The organism is Jiangella mangrovi, from assembly GCF_014204975.1.
In the GTDB taxonomy this organism is placed as follows: domain Bacteria; phylum Actinomycetota; class Actinomycetes; order Jiangellales; family Jiangellaceae; genus Jiangella; species Jiangella mangrovi.
Window position 1 is genome coordinate 5,134,155 of sequence record NZ_JACHMM010000001.1, and the last position, 20,951, is coordinate 5,155,105.

Annotated in this window: 21 protein-coding genes; 2 read left to right on the top strand and 19 right to left on the bottom strand. The window is 72.5% G+C overall.

Annotated elements, in window-relative coordinates; translation table 11 throughout:
* Positions 1-8: 8 nt before the first annotated feature.
* Positions 9-1,301, bottom strand: a complete 1,293-nt coding sequence (locus HD601_RS23765) for an FHA domain-containing protein (protein WP_184826081.1) — start codon at positions 1,299-1,301, stop codon at positions 9-11.
* Between the two features lie 59 nt (positions 1,302-1,360).
* Complete coding sequence (locus tag HD601_RS23770) at positions 1,361-1,783, bottom strand: MarR family transcriptional regulator (protein WP_184830144.1); 423 nt, start codon at positions 1,781-1,783, stop codon at positions 1,361-1,363.
* An 87-nt stretch (positions 1,784-1,870) separates the two neighbouring features.
* Here HD601_RS23770 and HD601_RS23775 point away from each other — a divergent pair, with 87 nt between their 5' ends.
* Positions 1,871-2,482, top strand: a complete 612-nt coding sequence (locus HD601_RS23775; RefSeq protein ID WP_221441248.1) for a TIGR03086 family metal-binding protein — start codon at positions 1,871-1,873, stop codon at positions 2,480-2,482.
* Between the two features lie 80 nt (positions 2,483-2,562).
* On the opposite strand, the gene HD601_RS23780 is transcribed toward HD601_RS23775, so the two are convergent.
* From HD601_RS23780 to HD601_RS23855, 16 genes are all read right to left on the bottom strand, one after another.
* A complete protein-coding gene (locus HD601_RS23780; RefSeq protein ID WP_184826083.1) occupies positions 2,563-3,642 on the bottom strand; it encodes an ABC transporter substrate-binding protein in 1,080 nt (359 codons plus the stop codon).
* 43 nt (positions 3,643-3,685) lie between these two features.
* Positions 3,686-4,585, bottom strand: coding sequence for an AAA family ATPase (locus HD601_RS23785; RefSeq protein WP_184826085.1), 900 nt, complete (start codon positions 4,583-4,585; stop codon positions 3,686-3,688).
* The gene (locus HD601_RS23790; RefSeq protein ID WP_184826087.1) at positions 4,585-5,085 is read right to left on the bottom strand and encodes a cupin domain-containing protein; all 501 of its coding nucleotides are present in this window, start codon (positions 5,083-5,085) and stop codon (positions 4,585-4,587) included. The genes HD601_RS23785 and HD601_RS23790 overlap by 1 nt, the downstream gene beginning before the upstream one ends.
* Positions 5,082-5,603: a cupin domain-containing protein gene (locus HD601_RS23795; RefSeq protein ID WP_184826089.1), complete on the bottom strand. Its 522-nt coding sequence runs from the start codon at positions 5,601-5,603 to the stop codon at positions 5,082-5,084. Before HD601_RS23795 ends, HD601_RS23790 begins: the two co-directional genes overlap by 4 nt.
* Positions 5,604-5,611: 8 nt before the next feature.
* On the bottom strand, positions 5,612-6,805 hold the full coding sequence (locus HD601_RS23800; RefSeq protein ID WP_184826091.1) for an ABC transporter ATP-binding protein: 1,194 nt from the start codon (positions 6,803-6,805) through the stop codon (positions 5,612-5,614).
* Positions 6,806-6,815: 10 nt separating this feature from the next.
* On the bottom strand, positions 6,816-8,570 hold the full coding sequence (locus tag HD601_RS23805) for an ABC transporter permease subunit (protein WP_184826093.1): 1,755 nt from the start codon (positions 8,568-8,570) through the stop codon (positions 6,816-6,818).
* A gap of 25 nt (positions 8,571-8,595) precedes the next feature.
* The gene (locus HD601_RS23810; protein ID WP_184826095.1) at positions 8,596-9,279 is read right to left on the bottom strand and encodes a GntR family transcriptional regulator; all 684 of its coding nucleotides are present in this window, start codon (positions 9,277-9,279) and stop codon (positions 8,596-8,598) included.
* Between the two features lie 64 nt (positions 9,280-9,343).
* Complete coding sequence (locus tag HD601_RS23815) at positions 9,344-10,135, bottom strand: MBL fold metallo-hydrolase (protein WP_184826097.1); 792 nt, start codon at positions 10,133-10,135, stop codon at positions 9,344-9,346.
* Complete coding sequence (locus HD601_RS23820) at positions 10,122-11,000, bottom strand: NAD(P)-dependent oxidoreductase (protein WP_184826099.1); 879 nt, start codon at positions 10,998-11,000, stop codon at positions 10,122-10,124. Before HD601_RS23820 ends, HD601_RS23815 begins: the two co-directional genes overlap by 14 nt.
* Positions 10,997-12,214: an iron-containing alcohol dehydrogenase family protein gene (locus HD601_RS23825; protein WP_184826101.1), complete on the bottom strand. Its 1,218-nt coding sequence runs from the start codon at positions 12,212-12,214 to the stop codon at positions 10,997-10,999. The genes HD601_RS23820 and HD601_RS23825 overlap by 4 nt, the downstream gene beginning before the upstream one ends.
* The gene (locus HD601_RS23830; protein WP_184826103.1) at positions 12,198-13,010 is read right to left on the bottom strand and encodes an ABC transporter permease; all 813 of its coding nucleotides are present in this window, start codon (positions 13,008-13,010) and stop codon (positions 12,198-12,200) included. Before HD601_RS23830 ends, HD601_RS23825 begins: the two co-directional genes overlap by 17 nt.
* The gene (locus HD601_RS23835; RefSeq protein ID WP_184826105.1) at positions 12,995-13,783 is read right to left on the bottom strand and encodes an ABC transporter ATP-binding protein; all 789 of its coding nucleotides are present in this window, start codon (positions 13,781-13,783) and stop codon (positions 12,995-12,997) included. The genes HD601_RS23830 and HD601_RS23835 overlap by 16 nt, the downstream gene beginning before the upstream one ends.
* A 22-nt stretch (positions 13,784-13,805) precedes the next feature.
* Positions 13,806-14,591: an ABC transporter permease subunit gene (locus tag HD601_RS34205; protein ID WP_184826107.1), complete on the bottom strand. Its 786-nt coding sequence runs from the start codon at positions 14,589-14,591 to the stop codon at positions 13,806-13,808.
* A gap of 2 nt (positions 14,592-14,593) precedes the next feature.
* Positions 14,594-15,688 (bottom strand): ABC transporter substrate-binding protein, encoded by a 1,095-nt coding sequence (locus HD601_RS23845; protein WP_184826109.1) that lies wholly within the window; start codon positions 15,686-15,688, stop codon positions 14,594-14,596.
* 813 nt (positions 15,689-16,501) lie between these two features.
* Entirely contained in the window at positions 16,502-17,542 is a 1,041-nt protein-coding gene (locus HD601_RS23850) for a 1-aminocyclopropane-1-carboxylate deaminase (protein WP_184826111.1), read from the bottom strand.
* 2 nt (positions 17,543-17,544) lie between these two features.
* Positions 17,545-18,204: a GntR family transcriptional regulator gene (locus HD601_RS23855; RefSeq protein WP_184826113.1), complete on the bottom strand. Its 660-nt coding sequence runs from the start codon at positions 18,202-18,204 to the stop codon at positions 17,545-17,547.
* A gap of 95 nt (positions 18,205-18,299) precedes the next feature.
* On the opposite strand from HD601_RS23855, the gene HD601_RS23860 reads away from it, so the two are divergent.
* On the top strand, positions 18,300-19,184 hold the full coding sequence (locus HD601_RS23860) for an RNA polymerase sigma-70 factor (RefSeq protein WP_221441249.1): 885 nt from the start codon (positions 18,300-18,302) through the stop codon (positions 19,182-19,184).
* 25 nt (positions 19,185-19,209) lie between these two features.
* On the opposite strand, the gene HD601_RS23865 is transcribed toward HD601_RS23860, so the two are convergent.
* The gene (locus HD601_RS23865) at positions 19,210-20,919 is read right to left on the bottom strand and encodes a bifunctional 3'-5' exonuclease/DNA polymerase (protein WP_184826117.1); all 1,710 of its coding nucleotides are present in this window, start codon (positions 20,917-20,919) and stop codon (positions 19,210-19,212) included.
* Between the last annotated feature and the right edge of the window lie 32 nt (positions 20,920-20,951).

The following is a 20,951-nucleotide window of genomic DNA, read 5'->3' on the forward strand; positions in this document are numbered from 1 at the left end:
GGTCCGGGCTAGTCCGGCAGCTCCAGCGGGTCGCCCTGGTCGAGCAGGCGGCCGTCGGACTCCAGCGCGAGGCGCAGGTTGACGCGGTAGGTGCCGGGCACGTCGAGGTCCGGCACCCGCACGTCGACGCTGCCGGTGTCGTGGGCCGTCGTGGGCGTGATGCGATAGGCGATCGTCTCGGCCGCCCAGCTGACCGGCACGTCGATGCCGTCGAGCGACCAGGTCAGCAGCAGCTGGGCGTCGTCCAGCCCGCTCGTCTCGAGGTCGACGGCGACCACCCAGCCCAGCGGGTCGCTCCTGCCGTCGTCGTCCTCGGACTCCACCTCGCGCAGCGCGTCGGCGAGGCGGGCGGCGACCTCGTCGGCCGGGAGCGTGGTGCCGTCGTCCTCGGTGAGGTCGGAGACCAGCTGGGTGACGACCTGCGGCGCGGCGGGGAGGATGGTCCGCCGCAGCGCGGGGTCGGTGGCGACGTCGTCGACGAACTCGTCCGGCGGCGGCCAGGCGGCGGCGTCGGTGCGGAACTCCGGCGACAGCACCCGCTCGCCCGGGGTCGCGGCGGTGGGCGTCCCGGTGGGGGTCCCGGTGGGGGTCCCGGGGTCCGTCGGTGTCCCGGGGTCCGTCGGTGTCCCGGGGTCCGTCGGGGTCGCCGGGTCCGTCGGCGTCGCGGGGTCGGTGGGCGTGACCGGGTCCGGTGGCGGTTCGGGGTCGGGCGGCGGTTCGGGTTCCGGCGGGGTGCCGGTGCCGGCCACGGGCGCGACGGGGTCGGAGCGGGCCGCGCCGGCCGAGGTCAGCGTGATCTCGGGGTCCGGGACCGTGGCGGCGAACTCGCCGAGGGCCAGCTGCCGCGTCACCCCGGCGGAGGTGATGGTGGCGGCGTCCTCCTGGTCGGCCGGGAACACCTCGTCCCACAGCGCCAGCACCGCCAGTGCCGCCGTCGCCAACGATCCGGCCCCGAGGACGACGGCCCGGCCACGCCGGTACCACGGGGTGCCCGCACGGGACGGGAGGTCGGGCTCGTCGTCGGAGAGCCGGATGGTCGTGCGGCCGAGGCGGATCTCGGCGGGCCCGGTGACCCAGATCGGCTCCGCCACCTCGACGCCGTCGGCCGCCGTGCCGTTCCTCGAGCCCAGATCGGCCAGCCAGACGCCGTCGTCGACCACGTCGAGGCGCGCGTGGTGCCAGGCCACGGCCGGATCGGCGACCCGGACGTCGCAGTCCGCACCCCGCCCGATGGTGTGGTGCCCGTCGCGCAGCCGCAGCGCGTACGGCCGGCCGTCGGGCGGGGAGATCGCTGCCCACATGATCCCCCCTGCAGGTCCTTCCAGTCTGAACCCGCCCGCCGGTGCGCACAAGGCGTGCGTCAGCCCTCCGCGATCTCCTCGATCTCGGCGGCGGGCAGCGACGACAGCGCCTCGAGCGCGCGGACGAAGCCGCGCCGGTCGGCGGCCGGCAGGGTGGCGAGCAGCCGCTCCTCGCGCTCGCGGATGCCGGCCCGGATCGCCCGTTCCACCCGCTGCCCCCGGTCGGTGAGCGAGAGCAGCCGAACGCGGCGGTCGTCGGGATCGGGGGTGCGCGAGAGGAGCCCGGCCTCCTGCAGCTCGTCGAGGGTGCCGATGATGCGGGTCTTGTCGGCGCCGATCGCCTCGGCGAGCGCGGCCTGGGTGCGCATGGGGCCGAGCGAGCGCAGCGTGCTGAGCACCGAGTAGCCCCACATGGACACGCCGTGGACGGCGAGCACCGGCGTCTCGACGCCGATGAGCGCGCGCACCAGCGGGTACATCATCGCGGCGAGGTCGCGCCGCTCGTCCGCGCTGTCCACGTCGGAACGATACCAATGGCACAATCATATGCGCATGCATATGATGTGCGCATGCCTATGATGAACCTTCCCGCCGGCGAGGTGCTCGTCGACCTCGACGCCCGCGCCGTCCACACCAGCGCCGAACTGGTCTCCGAGGCGAGCCCGGCCGACCTCGCCATGCCCACGCCGTGCGCCGGCTGGACCCTGCTCGACCTGCTCACGCACATGGCCACGCAGCACTACGGCTTCGCCGCCGCCTCGCGGGGCGACGGCGACCTCGGCCAGTGGGCGCTGCGCTCCCTCGGCGACGACCCCGTCGCCGCCTACCGCGAGTCCGCCCGGCACGTCATCGACGCCTTCGCCGCCGACGGCGTCCTCGACCGGCCGTTCCCGCTGCCGGAGTTCACCACCGAGCACCCGTTCCCGGCGGCGCAGGCGATCAGCTTCCACCTCATCGACTACGTCGTGCACTCCTGGGACGTCGCCCGCACCCTGGGGCTCAGCCTCGACTTCGACGACGAGGTGCTGGACGTCGCGCACGAGATCGCCACCGTGGTGCCGACGGGGCCGGCTCGGCTCGCGCCGGGCGCGCCCTTCGGTCCCGAGATCGCCTGGGAGGGTGGCTCGCGCCTGGACCAGCTGGTCGCCTACCTCGGCCGCTCCCCCGCCTGGCCCGCGTAGCGTCGCCGGGCCCGTGATCATCAACCTTTCGAGCTGCCAGGACGACCCGAAAGGTTGATGATCATGGAAGGGGCCAGAGCTCAGCCGCCCCAGATGCCGACGATCTCCTGGTTGGCGGTGACGACCTCGTCGGCGTCCTCGGCGGTCTCGGCGGCCACCGTCTCGACGCCGTCGGGGATGTCGCTCGGCGGGGAGTTGTCGCGGAAGTTGCGCTCGCGGGTGATCGCCTGGCCGCCGTCCTCGGCGGCGTACCAGAGCGCGAACAGCATGGCCGCGTTCGGATGCTCGACCCCCTCGGGCATGTAGATGGCGTCGTTGAGGACGAGGACGGGGTCGAGGTAGACGAAGTCGACGGGGGCGCCATCGGCCTGGCTGGCCTTGATGTCGGGGACGAGCGCGGGCCGGATCGCGATCTCGCCCGAGGCGACCTCGGCGAGGCCGGCGGTGCCGCCCTGGGTGAGCGTCGGGTCGACGGTCTCCTTTAGCGACGTCACGAGGTCGACGGCGCCGTCGGCACCGAGCGTGAGCGCCAGCATGTCGAACGGGAACCCGCGCGGGTCGACGCTCATCATGCCCTGGTACTTCTCGTCGGCCAGATCCTCCCAGGACGACGGCAGGTCGTCCGGCGACACCTCGTCGGTGTTGTAGGCCAGCGCCCAGGGCTGGACGTTCTCCGTCAGGCCGCCGTCGGCCTGGATGATCTCGTCGCGGGCGCCGCAGTCGGCCCAGCCGGGGTCCTGGTTCAGCGCGCCGGCGTCGATGAGCGGCTTGAGGAAGCTGACCCGGCCCTGGAAGAGATCGGGCGGGGCGTTGCCGGCGCTGCGCTCGGTGAGCAGCCGGGTCGGCGTCTCGTCGGGATTGACGACGGCGTCCTGGATCTCGATGCCGGGGTACTCCTGCGAGAACGCGTCGTAGACGACGGCCATGTCCTCGGGGTCCTGGCCGCCCCACCGGACGAGCGTGCCCTCGTCCTGGGCGGCCTCGTAGAGCGAGTCCATGGTGCACTCGCCGCCGTCGGCCCCGGCGACGGGCGTGGAGTCGCCACCCGAGCCGCCCGACCCGTCGGACGACTCGTCCGAACCGCCACAGGCCGAGAACAACAACGCGCCCACGATCCCGAGCGAGAGAAAGGCGCCGCGGCGCCGTAGCTGGTATGTCATCGAACTGCCCTCCCACATGAACGGACAGGAGTAGAGAGCCGGGTCAGCCGGGCGATCCCGCGCTCACTGCGTCCCAGAGGTCCTGATGACTCAGCCCCTCCGGCGACAGCGCGAGGTCGGCCCCGTTCCCGATGACGGCGCGAAGCACCGACTTGCGTACCTGACGTGCATCCATGTGCTGGTCGACGCAGAGCTCGGCCAGCCGCTTCACCGCGTCGGCGTCACCATCGAGTCCGGTGCCGAACTCGCGGAGGGTCGAGGCGAGGATCACCTGGGCGGCCTCGAGGCCGGGCAGGTCGAACGATTCGACGAGGTCGGCCCGCGAGACGAACGCGGCGTCGACGGCGCGCGGCTCGTTCGTCGTCACGAGGATGAGGACGTTCGGGCACCGCGCGGAGAGCTCGTCGACCCCGGTGAGGACGGCGGCCGTGGCGCGGTGCACGTCGACGGGGTTGGTGGTGAACGACGCGTGGTGCCGCGACGGGGCCAGCGCCTCGACCTCGTCGACCAGCACGACGAGGGGCCGGCCGTCGGCCGCGAGGTCGGGCAGGGTCCGCTTGAACAGCCGGGCGACGGCGCGCTGGCTCTCGCCGAGGAACTCGCTGGGGAACGCGTGCGGGTCGACGACGGCGAACACCGTCTCGGCCGCGATCCCCCGCCGCGCCAGGACGCCGGCCGCCTCGTTCGCCAGCCCGTGCGCGAGCGTCGTCTTGCCCGTGCCCGGCGCGCCCGCCAGCAGCGCCAGTCCGCTGACCGGCAGCGCGACCCGCGACCGCCCGGCGCGCTGGGTGAGGCTGAACAGCGCGTGCCCGAGCAGCCGCGACTTCACGCCCGGGTCGACGACGATGTCGTCCCATCGGTCCGCCCAGGTGGCGTCGGGCAGCGTCGCGAGGACCGCGACCCCGTCGGCGGCCCCCGGTCCGGCCGAGTGCCCGTGCGACATCAGCCCGCCCCGTCGCCGTGCTCGGAGCCGTACTCGGGGCAGTCCTCGAGGACGGTCAGCTCGACGCCGGCCTCGGGACCGAGCGCGGAGTCGAAGTTCGGCCAGACCACGAGCAGCCGGGCCGGCCCGTCGCCGTCGTTGACGTGCTGGTAGACGACGCCGGTCTCGCGGATGGGCAGCGCGATGACGTCGTCGGCCTCCCAGCTGTGCGGGCGCCCGTCGACGACGGTGTGCCCGGAGCCCTCGAGCACGAAGTGGACGATCCCGCCCTGGACCCGCATGCGGCCGCTGCGCGACCCGGCGGGCAGGGTCAGCTCGTGGACGTAGAGCGACTGGGTGCTGGTGTCGGTGATGGCGGGATGCAGGTACCAGCGCATGGCGCCCATGCGGTTGAGCTCCGCCGTCGTGCCGTCGCGGGTGAGCAGGCTGGCGCCGGCGCGGTGCTGCTCGCGGATGCGGACCGCCTCGGCGAGCCAGTGCTCGAACAGGGTCTCGCTCATTCGTCCCGCCAGCCCTTCTGCTCCTTGATCTGCGTCAGGATCGACCCGGTGGCGTGCAGGAACGGCAGGAAGACGAAGCCGATCCACTCACTGCTGCCGGACGGGTCGAGGTTGAAGTGCTGGTGCTCGACGCCGCCGGGCTTGATCGGCAGCACCAGGAGGTCGCCGACCTTCCAGTCCAGGCGCTCGCCGTCGAAGACGCTGTAGCCGTGGCCGCGGGTCACGTAGATGACCAACCCGCCCTGGTGCGTGTGCGCCCCGGACTCGGTGTGCACCTCCTTGCCGAACACCATCCAGTCCTGCACGGCCGAGCCGGTGCCGTCGATGTGGATGTAGTACCGGCTGCGGCCCTGGCGCGACTGCTGCCACGGCAGTTCCGAGGCCTTGATGACGACGCTGCCCGTCTCGGCCCGCTCGCGCCGGGACCGGAAGGACTGGAACATCGCCTCGTACGGATGCACCTTGGTCCGGGTGGCCACCCCGCTCGTCTGGCCGCTGGACCCGTTGTCGCTGGTCATATCGCTGCTCACCCTCCAGTCGGGGTCGACGACAGTTCGCTCGCGGTTCTCGTGCCGACGGCGGCGGCACCGGTGTCGGGCACCGCCGCGCACATCTCCGGCCCGAAGCGGAACCACACCCGGTCGCCGACGCTCAGGTCGTCGTGGCGGTGCACCTCGGCCCGCAGCTCGACGCCCGCGCAGTCGACGCGCACGTGGGTGTGCGCGCCGGCGAAGCTGACGGCGGTGACGGCGCCCTCGACGTGGTTGGCGCCGTCGCCGCCGTCGCCGCTCACCGGGTGCAGGCTCTCGGGCCGGACGACGACGTGGATCCGCTCACCTGCGCCGAGCTCCTGCCGGGCCACGACCCGGACCGGGCCGATCGCCGTCCGCACGACGGCGACCGCTCCCGCCGCGGCGGGCTCGACGACCTCGCCGTCGAGCCGGTTCGCGGTGCCGACGAACTCGGCGACGAAGACGTTGGCGGGCGCCCGGTAGATCTCGACCGGCGGGCCGCACTGCAGGACGCGCCCGTGGTCGACGACGGCGATGCGGTCGGACATCTCGAGCGCCTCGGTCTGGTCGTGCGTCACGTACAGCGCGGTGATGCCGAGCTCCTTCGTCAGCCGGCGCAGCTCCAGCCGCATCCCGGCCCGCAACACGGCGTCGAGGTTGGACAGCGGCTCGTCCAGCAGCAGTACTTCGGGTCGCCCGACGATCGCGCGGGCGATCGCGACACGCTGCTGCTGCCCGCCGCTGAGCCGGGTCGCGGACCGCTGGCTCTGCACGGAGAGCCCGACGACGTCCAGCGCCTCGGCCACCCGGCGCTCGATCTCGGTGGCGGACGGTCGGCGCTTGCGCGGCAGCTCACGCAGCGGGAACGCGACGTTGTCGAAGACGGACAGGTGCGGCCAGATGGCGTAGCTCTGGAAGACCATGCCGATGGCCCGGTCCTGCGGCGGCACGAACGTGCCCGGCCCGGCCAGCAGCCGCCCGCCGATCCGCACCTCGCCGCCGTCGGGCCGCTCAAGCCCGGCGACGCAGCGCAGGATCGTCGTCTTCCCCGAGCCGCTCGGCCCGAGCAGCGTGAAGAACTCGCCCGGGCGGATGTCGAGGTCCACGCCGGCGACGGCGTCGACGACCTCGCCGGAGTCCACGACGAAGCGCCGCGACAGCCCGGTCAGCGTGATCGCCCCCGGTGCCGCGCTCGTCAGATCGTTCATCGACAGCCTCCTACCGTTCCTCGCCCGCGCCGAGCCGCAGCCGGAAGATCATCGTGAGGACGACGCTGACCAGCATGAGGATCACCGCGATGGCGGCGGCCTCCTGCGTCTTCCCGAAGTTCCAGAAGGTGAACAGGTTGACCGCCAGGACGCGGTTCTGGCTGGTCCCGAGGATCACCGTGAGACTGAGGTTGGTGATCGCGTACACGAACGCGAGCACCCAGGTGTTGACGATGGCCGGCATCAGCAGCCGGCCGACGATCCGCGTCATCGTCCGCCGCCAGCTCGCGCCGCACATCAGGGCCGCCTCCTCCAGCTCCGGGTGGATGCGGGAGACAGCGGAGACGAGGATCCGGGTGGCGAAGCCGAGCGTGACGATCAGCATGCCGATGACCAGGATCGACACCCGGCCGTAGAGCGGGATGTGCGTGACCCGCGACAGCACGAGCCCGCCGAACAGCAGGCTGACGCCGACGACGATGCCCGGGATGCCGTGGGTGGCGAAGGCGAGGAAGTCGACGACGCGGCTCAGCCGGGTCCGCGACCGCACCAGCACCCACGCGTGCACGACGGAGAGGACGGTGACGAGCGTGGCGCTGACGACGCCCAGCACCGTCGTGTTCCACACCACCGGGCCGAGTCCCTCGGCGGTGAACAGCGCCTGGTATCCGTCGAGGTTCACCCGCCGCAGCGAGTCCAGCGTCAGTGCCGTGTAGAACGGCTGGACGCTCATCCAGAGCATCATCACCGCGGGGAGCACGAACGCGACCAGCAGGTACCCGCCGACGAAGAGGTAGACCGGGTAGCGCCAGCGGCCCAGCGACAGCCGCCGCGGCCGGAAGCCCTTGCCGGTCACCGTCGTGTACCGCTCGGACCGGCGGATCAGCCGGTAGTACCAGATCATCGGGAGCAGCGAGACGGCGAGGAGCAGCAGTGAGTAGATGCTGGCGACGCCGTAGTCGGGCAGCCCGGCGGTCGGCTGCAGCGCCTCGTACACCCGCGTGCTGAACACCCGGACGTCGGCGTTGAGCCCGATGATCACCGGGATCTCGAACGCCTGGACCACGGTGATGAACTGGTAGATGACGACGGCGACGAGCGACGGCCAGAGCAGCGGCACCACGACCCGGCGCAGCCGTCCCCACGCGCCCGCGCCGGACGTCGCCGCGGCCTCCTCCAGGCTCGGGTCCATGGACCGGAAGACCGGCGTCAGCAGCAGGAACGAGAACGGCACGATGATCAGCGCCTCGACGAACACCATGCCGTAGACGGTGTTGATGTTCAGCGGGCCCTCGCTGCCGTCCAGGCCGAACAGCCCGCGCAGGAGGGTGTTGACGAACCCCTCCTTCTTCGCCAGCAGGTTGCTCCAGGCGATGCCGGCGACGATCATCGGGATGCCGATGGGCGCGATCACCAGCGCGAAGATGAGGTTGCGGAACGCGATGTCGGTGCGCTCGACGATCCAGGCCAGCAGCACGCTGATCGCGATGCCCACCACCAGCGTCGCCGCCGTGAACAGGGCGGTGTTGCGGGTCAGCATCCACAGCTGGTCGTCGCTCGCGACCCGGCCGAACCCGTCGAGGGTGAACCGGGCGCCGGGGTCGAACGGCAACGTGACGCCGTCGGCGCGGAAGCTCGCGAGGAGCAGGGTGACGAGCGGCACGAGGACCAGCGCGATCACGATGCCCGCGGTCAGCCAGGTCGCGGTCCGCTGCACCGTGAAGACGCGCAGCCAGCGCGCCGCCGTCGCTCGCTCGGTGCTCACAGCCCGCTCGGTGCTCACAGCTTGTTCAGTGCTCATCGCCCACCACCCTCTGGATCCGGACCGCGACCTGCGTCAGGTGCGTGCTGAGCCAGTCCCTCGCGGCCGGCCGGTCGCCCGCCTCGAGCAGCGGCAGCAGCCCCAGGTGCACCGGCCGGTCCTCGACGCACTGCACCTGCAGGTGGCGGCCGACGATCCGGCGCAGCTGGGTGACTCGGGCCAGCGCCCGCGGCCGGCCCGCGTGGGCGTAGAGCGTCCGGTAGAAGTCGTCGCACCGGTCCAGCCGGAGCCGGCGGTCGTCCGTGCTCTCGGCGTCGGCCGCGATGGCGTTCAGGCCGTCGAGGACCCGCGCGTCGAGCTCGCGCATCGCGTTCTCCAGCAGGTGCGACTCCAGCAGCACGCGCAGCTCGTAGATCTCGCCTACCTCGCGGACCCCCATCGGCGCGACGATCGCGCCCTTGTAGGGGTGGAACGTCAGCAGCCCCTCGCCCTCGAGCAGGCGCAGGCTCACCCGGATCGGCATCCGGCTCACGCCCAGGGTGGAGCCGATCAGGACCGGGTCGATCCGCTCGCCCGGACGGAACACGCCCTGCGCGATGGCGGCCCGGATGAACGACCGCGTCATGTCCTCGACGGTCCGGAACCGGCCGCGCAGCGATGCCGCGAGGCGGGCCACGACGTCCAGGTCGCCCGACCGAGGTGTGTCGCTCACGTCACCTCCCGCTGTGCGTAGGGCCGCTGTGGGTGGGGTTTGCGCTGTGGGTGGGTTGACGCCGTCAGCCCAGCCGGACGAGCTCGCCGGGGTCGGCGCCGGGCACGGTCCGGTGCCGGCCCATGACCCGTCCGTCGTGCCCCGGCACCACGACCGCGCCCTCGGCCGCCAGCCGGTCCACGGTCTCGAACGCCTCGCAGCAGCTCGGCAGGTCGTGGAGCACCGGGAACGGCACCCGTTTCTCGAGGTTGTCGTACAGATGCGCCACGTCCGACGCCAGCACGACCCGTCCCCGCGGCGCCGTCACGTCGACGATCTGCGAGCCCGGCGTGTGCCCGCCGACGTCGTGCACCGTCACCCCGTCGAACAGCACGCCGGCACCGTCGAGCAGGTGCAGCCGGCCCTGCTCGTCGGCCTCCGCGAGCGCGGCGAGGTCGTCCTTCTCGACGGCGCTCGCGCACAGCGGGAAGCGCATGGCCGGGCCGGTGTAGAACGCGAGGTCGGCGCGCTGCAGGTGGATCCGGGCCCGCGGGAAGTCGCGCAGCCCGCCGGCGTGGTCGAAGTGCAGGTGCGTCAGGATCACGTCGCTCACGTCGGCCGCGCCGACGCCGAGCGCCGCCAGGGCGTCCACCGGGCGGCGCCGGTAGCCGATGCCCCGGCGCCGCGCGACGTCCTCGCCGAACCCGGTGTCGACGAGCACCACCCCCGCCGGGCGCACCAGCACCCAGAAGGCGTAGGTGAAGTCGACCGGCGTGGGGTCGGCGCCGCGCAGCAGGCACTGCGCGAGCGGCGCCGACTTCGCCGCGAAGACGACCTGGTAGAGGCCCTCGTCGAGGGTGGCGTCAGATGTGGGCACGGGTGAAGTCGTCCATGCTCGACTTCCGGCCGCCGCCCTCGGTCCAGGCGTTCTTGACGATCTTGATCTCCTTGATCGTCTCGCGGATCAACCCGGCCAGCGGCATCGGCAGGGCCGCCTCGTCGGCGTACTGCATCATGATCCGCATGTCCTTCTCCGCCCACGGCATGGGCCGCGAGCGCAGCCAGGTCTCCAGCGCCCAGTTGTTGCCGCTGCTCTGCAGCAGCGACTGCCGCAGCGGCTCGAGGTCGACGCCGAGGCGGGCGCCCAGCCGCATGGCCTCGTAGTTCGCCACGACGGAGTTCCAGAGCAGGAAGTTGTTGAGCATCTTGCCGACCTGGCCGGCCCCGACCCCGCCCAGCCGGTGGACGTCGCTGCCGACGACCTCGAGCACGGGCTGGATGAAGTCGAGGTGCTCGTCCTCGCCGCCGCACATCACCAGCAGCGAGCCGTCCTCGGCCGACGGCTCGCCCCGGCAGAGGCTGGCGTCGACGACGTGGGCGCCGCGGGCCTTCGCGAGCTCGGCGGCGTCGGTCGACGTGCGCGGCTCGACGGTGCTGCAGACGGCGATCACGTAGCCCTCCGGCGGCGACGTGAGCAGCCCGTTCTCGCCCGACACCACCGCCTGGACCTCGTTGTCGAAGCCGACGACGACCAGTGCGGCGGCCGATCGCGCGGCCGCCTCGGCGGGGCTCGCGGCGGCCTCGACGCCGTGCTCGGCCAGCGCCGCGGCCCGGTCCGCGTCGATGTCGAACACCACGACGCGGTAGCCGGCTGCCGCGAGGTTGCGGGCCATCGGGAAGCCCATCTTCCCCAGTCCGATGACCGCGATCCCCGCGTCCTTCGTGATCGTCCCCATGCTCATCGATTCCCTCCCAGGTCGGTGTCGCGCCAATCGGTCAGGCTGAGTTTCAGCAGCTCACGTACGTCGTCCTCGGTCGCCGTGCGGGCGTTGTCCTTCCACATGGGGCGGCCGAGCGTGTCCTGGACGATGAACTCCACGTCCTCGTCGTCGCAGCGCTCCCACGGCAGCTGCGACGGCGCGCCCAGCCCGTCCAGCCAGGCCGTGATCGCCGTCGTCAGCCGTTCGCCGCCGGTGCCGCCGGGCGGGTCCGCGGCGCCGATGTCGTCGGCGAGGTCGGTGAGGCGCCGATCGGTCTCGGCGGAGCCGCTGCCGGCGTTGTAGCGCAGCACCCACGGCAGCAGGACGGCGTGCAGCATGCCGTACGAGAGGCCCGTGTAGTGCTTGGTGTGGGTCACCGTCGCGATGCCCTTGTTCAGCCCGTGCACCAGGCCCAGCCCGGCGTTGCCGCAGGCCAGGTTGGCCATGGTCGACGCCAGCAGCAGCGGGCCGAGCGTCGCCGTGTCGCGCTTCTCCAGCGACTCCGGCAGCAGCGTGACCAGTGTGTGGAACGACGGCCGCGCCAGGGCGTCGGTCAGCGGCGTGGCCCGCTTCGACCAGTACGCCTCCAGGGCGTGCACCATGGCGTCGATGCCCGACGCGATCGCCTGGCCGCGCGGCACCGACACCAGCAGCTCGGGATCGAGCACGGCGAGCCGGGCCGCGGCCGCCCAGCCCCGCACCCCGCTCTTCTGCCCCGACCGGTCGTCGGTGAGCGTCGCCTGCCGCGACACCTCGCCGCCGGAACCCGCCGTCGTCGGCACGCACACGCTCAGCAGCGAGCGGGCCCCGTCGGCGCCGGCCTTCGCGACCTCCGCGACCGGCTTTCCCTCGGCGACGGCGACCGCCGCGGACCGGCCGGCCGCCATGACGCTCCCGGCGCCCAGCGAGACCACGGTGTCGACGGCGTCGCCGGTCAGCCGGGCGGCGAGCCGGTCGACGTCGGCGAACGTCGGGTCCTGGGGGACGTCGGACCAGATGCCGGCGAACTCGACGCCGTCGGAGCCGGTGAGGATGCTCCCCACCCGGTCGGCGACGCCCGCCCCGGCGAGTCCCGCGTCGGTCACCACCAGCGCCCGGCGGCCGCCGAGCCGCGCGATCTCGGCACCGATCCGGTCGACGACGCCGTCGCCGTAGACCAGCTCGGTGGGTGCCGCGTACCTATCGATCCTCGTCATCCGCGCCTCCGTACGCCCAGTTGTTGGCCAGGACATCAACGATCTTGATCAGCCAGCTCAGCAGCAGTGACATGCCGATGACGACGACGGCGACGCTCCAGGTGCCGGTCGCGTCGAAGGCCTGCTGGTACCGCGCGGACAGCGCTCCGATGCCGATGACCGCCAGGAAGAGCTGGCCGACGATCATGCCCTTCACCGCCCGCGCGATGCCCAGGTGCAGCCCGACGAAGATCAGCGGCAGCGCGGCGGGCAGGACGATGCGGCCGATGACCGTCCACCGGCCGGCGCCGAACACCCGCCCGACGTCGCGCAGCTGCAGCTCCGCGCCCGCGACCGCCGCCCGCGTGTTGACCGCGATCACCGTCGACGCGAACAGCACGACGATCGAGAGCAGCGTCGTGTCGGACAGGCCGAAGACGATGAGGAACACCGGCGCCATGATGATCGGCGGGACGAACAGCGCCAGGTCCAGGAAGTACTTCAGCGCCGTGTCCACGTAGGCGTTGAGCCCCATGGCCACCCCCACGCCCACCCCGAGGACGACGGCGATCAGGTAGCCGACGACCACCTGGCGCAGGCTCTCGACGACGGCGTCGGTGAACCGCGGGTCACCGGTGAGGTCGCCGATCCGCTGCACGACGGCGCTGAACGTCGGCAGCCACTCCGCCCGGAGCACCCGCGCCGCGAGCTCCCACACGACGGCGCCCGCGGCCAGCGCGACGAGGCTCGTCACGACGTCGCGGCGCAGGTAGGCGACGACGGCGGCACGCCCGCGGGCGGTTACGACTCCAGCCATCGCCACACCTCGTTCCGCAGCTCCTGGAACTCGGCCGTCTGGGTGACGTCCTTGGTGCGCGGTCTTGGCAGGCCGACGGCGATCTCCGCGACGATTCGGCCCGGGTTCGTGCCCATGATCACGACGCGGTCGGCGAGCAGGACCGCCTCCTCGACGCTGTGGGTGACGAACAGGCTGGTCTTCTGGTCCGCCGCCCAGATGCGCAGCAGCTCGCCCTGCAACTGGCGCCGGGTGATCTCGTCCAGCGCGCCGAACGGCTCGTCCATCAGCAGGATCTTCGGGTCGACGGCGAGCGCCCGGGCCAGGCCGACGCGCTGCTGCATGCCGCCGGAGAGCTCCCGGGGCAGGTGCTGGTCGAAGCCCTGGAGGCCGACCAGCTCGATCAGCTCGGCGGCGCGGGCGGTGCGCTCCTTGACCGAGAGCCCCTGCATGCGCAGGCCGAACGCGACGTTGTCGGTGACGCTCAGCCACGGCAGCAGCGCCGCCTGCTGGAAGACCATCGACCGGTCCGGGCCCGGCCCCTCGATCGGGCGGCCGCCGATGGTGATGGTGCCGGTGGTCGCCTTTGTCAGGCCGGCGACCATCCTCAGCAGCGTGGTCTTGCCACAGCCGCTCGGCCCGACGATGACCAGGAACTCCGAGCGCCGGATCGAGAGGCTGACGTCGGCGAGCGCCACGTGGTCGCCCTGACCCCGTCGGCCGCGGCTCGCGAAGGTCCGGCCCACGCCCGAGATCTCGACGTGCGCCGTGCCGTGTCGCAGACCTGTTCCCATCAGGATTCCTCCTGGTTGTCGATCAGCGCTTCTCGACCCGTGCTTGAAGGGCGTGCAGTCCCGCGATGACGAGGACGGACTGGAGCATGAGCAGCCCGACGAACGCGAACAGGTCGGCGGACTGGAAGTGCGACTGGTAGCTGATGATCTGGGTCCCGATGCCGAGCGCGATGAGGGTCAGCTCGACGGTGACCAGACCCGTCAGCGCCTGGGCGAAGCCGAGCCGGAGTCCCGCCACCACCGTCGCGATCGAGCCGGGGACCAGGACGTGCCGCCAGGTCTGCGACTCGGTGGCGCCGAACACCCGGCCCATGTCGATCCACGCCCGCGGGATGGTCCGGGCGCCGCCGCGGGTGGCCGCGACGATGAACGGCAGCGCGAAGAGCACGATCACCACGATCTGCGCGGTCCGGGTGAGACCGAGGGCGATCATGACCACCGGCATCATCACCGCCATCGGGATGACCACCGCGATCTCGAGGTACGGCATGAGGACCCGGTCGAGCGTGGCGTTGCGGGCCATCAGCAGGCCCACCGGCACCCCGAGCGCGGCGGCGATCAGGTAGCCCGCCAGCAGCGACAGGTCGCTCGTCCAGAGCGCCTGCCACGCCGCCGAGGACGTGAAGACCCGCGGGATCGCCGCGAGCACCTCGCCGGCCGTCGGGGTGGCGAAGTTCCCCCGCCCCACGATCACCAGGTCCCACACCAGCACCCCGGCGGCGAGCACCGCCAGCGGGAGCAGGGCGGCAAGCGGCCGCAGGCGGAAGCCGGCCGCCGTCGCCGTCACAGCTGCAGTTCCGGCCGCCACGGCTAGAACTCCGTGAGCGAGGAGGTCGAGATCTCGTCGATGACGGCGGCCAGCGGATCGGGCGCCTGCAGGTCGTCCGGCGATCCAGGCAGGTCGAACGCCTCGAGCGTGTTCTCCAGCCCGGGTCCGCCGAGGCCGCCGTTGGCGTACCAGATCTGGTCCTCGGCGAACTGCTTGGCCACCGACGCGTCCGGGGCGTCGGGCAGGAACTGTGGCACCAGCTCGTCCAGCGAGTCCGGGTCGTCGTAGATCGACCGGATCGCCTCCAGCTGGGCCGTCAGCAGCGCCTCGACGATCGCCGGGTGCTCCTCGAGCGTCTGGTCGTTGGTGTAGACGTACTCGTCGCCGACGCCGGGCAGGCTCTCGCGCAGCGGCACGACGAAGAACGCGTCCGCGCCGTACTCGTCCTGCAGCTTCACCGCGTCCGGCAGGCCCAGGGCGGTGCCCTTGATCCGGCCCTCGGCGACGGCCTGCGCCCGCAGCGGGGAGTCCGGGATGGTGGTGTACTGCGGCTCCACCCCGGCGCACTCCTGGTCGAAGTACATGCGCATGAGGACGGTGTAGCCGCCGGTCTCGGAGTAGATGCCGACCTGCTCGCCGTCCAGGTCGGCGCAGTCCTCGAAGTCCTTCTCGGCGACCCAGACGACGAGGTTGGCGTTGCGGGTGCCGATCGCCTTGATCGGCGCACCCTGCTCGACGCTGAGCGCGGCGGGCGGGAGTGAGTCGGCGGTGAACTGGATCTGGTTGGCGCCGAGGCTCTGGAAGCTGACGTCGGAGCCCGACATCACCTGCGCCTCGATGTCGTATCCCTGCTCCTGCATGGCGTCGATGGCCATCAGCAGGGGAAGGTAGGACTCGTCCGGAGTGGAGTTCCAGGCGATCACCACGGGCGTGGTGTCGACGTCTCCCTCGCCGGCGGCCCCGGCGCTCGCGCCCTCGTCGCCGTCACCGCAAGCGACGGCGAACAGGCCTGTGGCCAGCAACAATGCACTCAGTTGCAGCGTGGTGTGGCGAACTCGGCGAACACGACTCTTCTGCATGGCGAACCTCCAGCGGTCGAACTCGAGCTCGATACCGGACAAGATCGCGCGACTCATGACGAGACGGTGCTAATGGAGGATACGTGATATTGTGTTCAAGTCAATGGCTCCGTGACAGCCGCCTGGACAACGGTTTCTGGGCAGGCCGGGACCATCCGTGGCGCCATCGCAGAGCGCCCGGAAGCGGGCTGCCTCGAGGTTCTGCCGGGGTGGTGAGGTGGGGCTCCCCGCCCCCCTGCTGCCCAGTCTCTTAACCGCGTGCACACGCCTCAAGCGGACCGGTGGGCGCTTCGCGCCGTGGAGGACCGCTTGACCCGTGCACCCGCGGCCAAGAACCTGGCAGCTATCAGGGGGACGGGAAGACCCTGGGCACGCCTCGCCGGTTCCGTGGCGGCGCGTCGTGGTCTGGCGTCACGTCCTGGTCCCCCGTCACGCGTTCGAGCCCGTTCCGGCCGTTTCGCGTGACACCAGACCACGACGTGACGGCAGACCAGCAAGCAGGCACCCACCCGCCGCCGAGGGCACGTTACTACCGCCATAGCAGTAGTAACCCGCCTACGACGCCCGTCAAAGGACCGACTTCAATAGCGCCAGCCGTCTTCGATAGCAAGAACCGTCCTCTGCGGCCGCGCCAGAGCTCAGAGGACGGCTGGCGCTATCGAAGTCGGCCACCACCATCGAAGACGACCAACCGCAGCCAGCGAGCCACCGCCCACCCGTCGCCAGACTCCCCCGTCCCCCTGATAGCTGCCCGTTCTTAGGCCGCGGGGAACCGGGTCAAGCGGTCCCTCCGCGCGAAGCGCCATCGGTCCGCTTGAGGCGGGTCCCCGCGGCTAAGAGAATGGGCAGCAGGGGGACGGGGGAACCCCGTCAGCTATCCACGCGCTGAGTGTGGGTGAACAGCCCGCTGTAGGCGTTGAGCGCCGGCTGGCCGCCCAGGTGGGCGTAGAGAACCGTCGCGTCTGATGCGATGTCGCCGCTGGTCACGAGGTCGATCAGGCCGGCCATGGACTTGCCCTCGTAGACCGGGTCGAGGATGACGCCCTCGAGCTGCCCGGTGAGCCGGATGGCGTCGAGCGTCGACTCCACCGGGATGCCGTACTCGTCGCCGGCCCAGCCGGGCAGGACGGTGATCTCGTCGTCGCGCAGCGGCCGGCCGAGACCGATGAGCTCGGACGTGTTCCGCGCGATGCGGGCGACCTGGTCGCGGGTGGCGTCGAGGGTGGCACTGGCGTCGATGCCGACGACGCGGCGTGGGCGTCCTCCTGCCTTCTCGAGCGCGGCGAAGCCGGCGATCATGCCGGCCTGGGTCGAGCCGGTGACCGCGCAGACGACGATCGTGTCGAAGAAGACGCCCAGGTCACGCTCCTGCTGCTCGACCTCGTAGGCCCAGTGGGCGAAGCCGAGGCCGCCGAGCCGGTGGTCCGACGCACCGGCCGGGATCGGGTACGGCCGGCCGCCGCGCGCTTCGACGTCCGCGATCGCGCGGGTCCAGGACTCCTTGAAGCCGATGCCGAAGCCGGCCGGGTCGAGGCGCACCTCGGCGCCCATGATGCGGCTGAGCATGATGTTGCCGACGCGGTCGTTCAGCGCGTCGGGCCAGTCGACCCAGCGCTCCTGGACGAGCACGGCCTTCAGCCCGAGCGACGCGGCGACGGCGGCGACCTGGCGGGTGTGGTTGGACTGGTAGCCGCCGATCGAGACCAGCGTGTCGGCCCCCTGCGCCAGCACGTCGGGGACGATGTACTCGAGTTTGCGGGTCTTGTTGCCGCCGTAGGCCAGGCCGGCGTTGCAGTCCTCGCGCTTGGCCCAGATGCTCGCGCCGCCCAGGTGCGCGGTCAGCCGCGGCAGCGGGTGGACGGGGCTCGGCCCGAAGGTCAGCGGGTGGCGCGGGAAGTCGGAGAGCGCCATGGTCAGCCCCCTTCCCGGGCCGTGGGCAGGGAGTGCCAGGTGTCGAAGGCGACGGCGGCCGCGCGCCCGGCGTCACCGGCGGCGCAGAGGTCGATGAGCTCCTCGTGCCGCGCGACCGACGCCCGGCCGCCGAGCGTCGAGAACCGCAGCCGCTCGGCCCGGCGCAGTACCGGCGTGAACTGCTCGAGGACGACGGCGACCGCCCGGTTCGCGGCTACGACGACGGGGACGCCGTGCAGTTCGTCGTCGGCCGCGAGCGCCGCGTCGACGTCGCCGTGCTGGACGGCCGCGTGGAACCGTCCGTTCGCGGCCCGCATGGCGGCGAGGTCGGTCTCGGTCAGGCCGGCGACGGCCTCGCGGACGGCGACCTCGTGCATGGCCGCGACCACGTCCCGCGCATCGCGGACGTCGCGCTCCTCGATCGAGCTGACGGTCGTCGACCGGCCCGGCCGCGCGACCACCAGCCCGGCCTCGCCCAGCCGCAGCAGCGCCTCGCGCACCGGCGTGCGGCTCACCCCGAGCCAGGTCGCCAGCTCACCGTCGCGCAGTTGCTCACCGGGGGCGAGCTGCCCCTCGACGATCGCGTCGCGCAACCGCCGGTACACGTCGTCGCGCAGCAACCGCCGGTCGATCGCGGCGGCGGGTTCTGCAGGAATGGGCATCTCAATATATTGCACGCAATGTTCTTTCGTTGACAAGGCCTCGGATGTCACAGAACCGGGCCGGGCGGCGTCATATGGAGGTGAAGGATCAGGACATGAGTGAGGACGCGGCCACCGATGCGTTCGTCGCGCACCGGAACCTGCTGTTCACCGTCGCGTACGAGATGCTCGGCTCGGCGGCCGATGCCGAGGACGTGCTGCAGGAGACCTGGCTGCGCTGGTCCGGGGTCGACCAGAGCACCGTGCGCGACCCGCGCGCCTACCTGGTCCGGGTCGCGACGAGGCAGGCGCTGACCCGGCTGCGCACCCTGCACCGGCGCAAGGAGGACTACGTCGGCCCCTGGCTGCCCGAGCCGCTGCTCACGGCGCCCGACGTCGCCGACGACGTGGAACTCGCCGACAGCGTCTCGATGGCGATGCTGCTGGTCCTCGAGACCCTCACCCCCACCGAGCGGGCCGTGTTCGTGCTGCGCGACGTGTTCGCGCTCGAGTACGACGAGATCGCCGGCGCCGTCGACAAGACCCCGGCCGCCGTCCGGCAGATCGCCCACCGCGCCCGCGGCCACGTCGCCGCCCGCCGGCCACGCACGGCCGCCTCGCGGGCCGACACCCGCGCGGCGCTCGACGCGTTCCAGCGCGCCATCGACACCGGTGACCTGCAGGGGCTGCTCGACATCCTGGCGCCGGACGTGGTCGCGCTCGGCGACGGCGGCGGCGTCGCGCAGGCGGTCCGCAAGCCCGTCGTCGGGGCGAAGAAGGTCGGCAACCTGCTCCGCGCCGGGCTCACGCGGTTCGGCGCCGGCATGACCGTCGAGCCGGTGCAGGTCAACGGGCACCCGGCGCTGCTGGCCCGGATCGACGGGCGGGTCGACGGGATCCTGACGGTGCGGGTCGACGACGGCCTGGTGAGCGGCCTCTACTACGTGCGCAACCCCGACAAGCTGTCGCGGATCGAACAGGAGACGACGGTCACCCGCTGAGCTCGCCGAGCCGGCCGGGCCGGCGTCACTTGGCGTCGGCGTAGCGGTCGGCGACGGCGACGCTCAGCGGGAACTGCACGGGGAAGTCGCCGAACAGCAGCCGGCCCGCCTCGGCCGCCGCGGCCCGGACCTCGTCGGCGACGGCGTCGGCGAGCGCCGCCGGGGTGTGCACGACCACCTCGTCGTGCAGGAAGAGGACGAGGTGCGGCCGCCCGGCGAACGGGGCCGGGACGCGCCCGGCCGCACCGCTGACGCCGTCGTCGATACCCAGCGCCCACAACCGCCGCCGGATCGACGCCAGCCAGCACATCGCCCACTCGGCGGCCGTGCCCTGGACGACGAAGTTGCGGGTGAACCGGCCCCACCCGCGCGAGTACGACCGGGCCTTCGCGACGTCGTCCTCGCCGGCGTCGTCCTGGTAGGCGCCGGCCTGCAGCTCGTGCCACGTGGCGCCCGGCGGCGGCGAGCTGCGCCCGAGGTGCGTCGTGACGATCTCTCCCCGCTCCCCCGCCCGCGCCGCCTCGTCGACGAACGCCAGCGACCGCGGGAACGCCTTGGCGAGCCGCGGTAGCACCTGGCCGCTGGACCCGGTGGTGCCGCCGTACATCGCGCCGAGCATGCCGACCTTCGCCAGCTCGCGCGTCGCCACCGCGCCGGACGCGACGATGCCGGCGTACATGTCCGCGCCCCGGCCGTCGGGCCCGATGCCGGCCGCCGCCATGACCTCGTCGGCGGCCATGCCGGCGAGCACCCGCGGCTCCAGCTGCGCGGCGTCGGCGACGACGAAGGTCCAGCCGGGGTCGGCGACGACCGCGCCGCGCACGTTCTTCGGCAGCTGCAGCGCCCCGCCGCCGCTGGACGCCCACCGGCCGGTGACGACGCCGCCGACGACGTACTCGCTGCGGAACCGCCCGTCGCGCACCCACGCGTCGAGCCAGGTCCAGCCGTTGGCGGTGAGCAGCCGGTACAGCGACTTGTACTCCAGCAGCGGCTCGACGACGGGGTGGTCGATGTTCTCGAGCTCCCACTTGCGCAGCGTCCGCGCGCCGACCCCCGCGCGCTCCATGGCCTTGAGCAGGTCGCGGTGCGAGTCGGGGTTGAGGCTGGCCGGGGCGTCGATGGCGGCGCGGATGCGGCCGGCCAGCTCCTCGAGCTTCGCGGGCCGCTCGCCCAGCCGCGGCCGCGGCCCGAGCGCCTCGGTGAGGATCGCGTCGTGGACGTCGGCCAGCCAGGGCAGCCCGGTGTGGAACAGCTCGACCGCGATCAGCGCGCCCGCCGACTCCGCCGCCAGCAGCAGCCGCAGCCGCCCGCTCGCGGCCGACGCGGCGACGACCTCGTTCTGTAGCCGGAGCTCGGCGACGGGGTCCGGCTCGGCCGCGGTCTCCTTCCGCTCGCCCGGGCCGCCGAACAACATGGCCGGCGCGTCGGCGGCGGCGATCAGCGTCGTCGGGTTCATGAGGTCCCACGGGCCGGGCGCCGCTGTTTCGTCGTCGCCCGACGGCCAGTCGGTGAGCGCCGACTGCCGCAGGATCCGGTGCGAGAGCCGCAGGTCGTGGGCCCGCTCGACCCGCACCCCCGCGGCGAGCAGCCCCGGGTACCACCGGTTGGTGTCGTCCCAGGTCCAGCGCGCCTCCGCGGCTGTCTCGCGGACGACGGCGGGCAGCTCGCCCGCCGCGACCCGCCGCTCGCCGACACGGACGGTGCCATCGGGCTCGGGGACGACGACGGGCTGCACCCGCTCATCTTCCCGCCCGGCACCGACAGGTC

Coding starts and splice junctions, on each gene's coding strand:
- HD601_RS23765 (WP_184826081.1), bottom strand. CDS start 1,301: ATGTGGGCAGCGATCTCCCCGCCCGACGGCCGGCCGTACGCGCTGCGG.
- HD601_RS23770 (WP_184830144.1), bottom strand. CDS start 1,783: ATGATGTACCCGCTGGTGCGCGCGCTCATCGGCGTCGAGACGCCGGTG.
- HD601_RS23775 (WP_221441248.1), top strand. CDS start 1,871: ATGCCTATGATGAACCTTCCCGCCGGCGAGGTGCTCGTCGACCTCGAC.
- HD601_RS23780 (WP_184826083.1), bottom strand. CDS start 3,642: ATGACATACCAGCTACGGCGCCGCGGCGCCTTTCTCTCGCTCGGGATC.
- HD601_RS23785 (WP_184826085.1), bottom strand. CDS start 4,585: ATGTCGCACGGGCACTCGGCCGGACCGGGGGCCGCCGACGGGGTCGCG.
- HD601_RS23790 (WP_184826087.1), bottom strand. CDS start 5,085: ATGAGCGAGACCCTGTTCGAGCACTGGCTCGCCGAGGCGGTCCGCATC.
- HD601_RS23795 (WP_184826089.1), bottom strand. CDS start 5,603: ATGACCAGCGACAACGGGTCCAGCGGCCAGACGAGCGGGGTGGCCACC.
- HD601_RS23800 (WP_184826091.1), bottom strand. CDS start 6,805: ATGAACGATCTGACGAGCGCGGCACCGGGGGCGATCACGCTGACCGGG.
- HD601_RS23820 (WP_184826099.1), bottom strand. CDS start 11,000: ATGAGCATGGGGACGATCACGAAGGACGCGGGGATCGCGGTCATCGGA.
- HD601_RS23825 (WP_184826101.1), bottom strand. CDS start 12,214: ATGACGAGGATCGATAGGTACGCGGCACCCACCGAGCTGGTCTACGGC.
- HD601_RS23830 (WP_184826103.1), bottom strand. CDS start 13,010: ATGGCTGGAGTCGTAACCGCCCGCGGGCGTGCCGCCGTCGTCGCCTAC.
- HD601_RS23835 (WP_184826105.1), bottom strand. CDS start 13,783: ATGGGAACAGGTCTGCGACACGGCACGGCGCACGTCGAGATCTCGGGC.
- HD601_RS23845 (WP_184826109.1), bottom strand. CDS start 15,688: ATGAGTCGCGCGATCTTGTCCGGTATCGAGCTCGAGTTCGACCGCTGG.
- HD601_RS23850 (WP_184826111.1), bottom strand. CDS start 17,542: ATGGCGCTCTCCGACTTCCCGCGCCACCCGCTGACCTTCGGGCCGAGC.
- HD601_RS23855 (WP_184826113.1), bottom strand. CDS start 18,204: ATGCCCATTCCTGCAGAACCCGCCGCCGCGATCGACCGGCGGTTGCTG.
- HD601_RS23860 (WP_221441249.1), top strand. CDS start 18,300: ATGAGTGAGGACGCGGCCACCGATGCGTTCGTCGCGCACCGGAACCTG.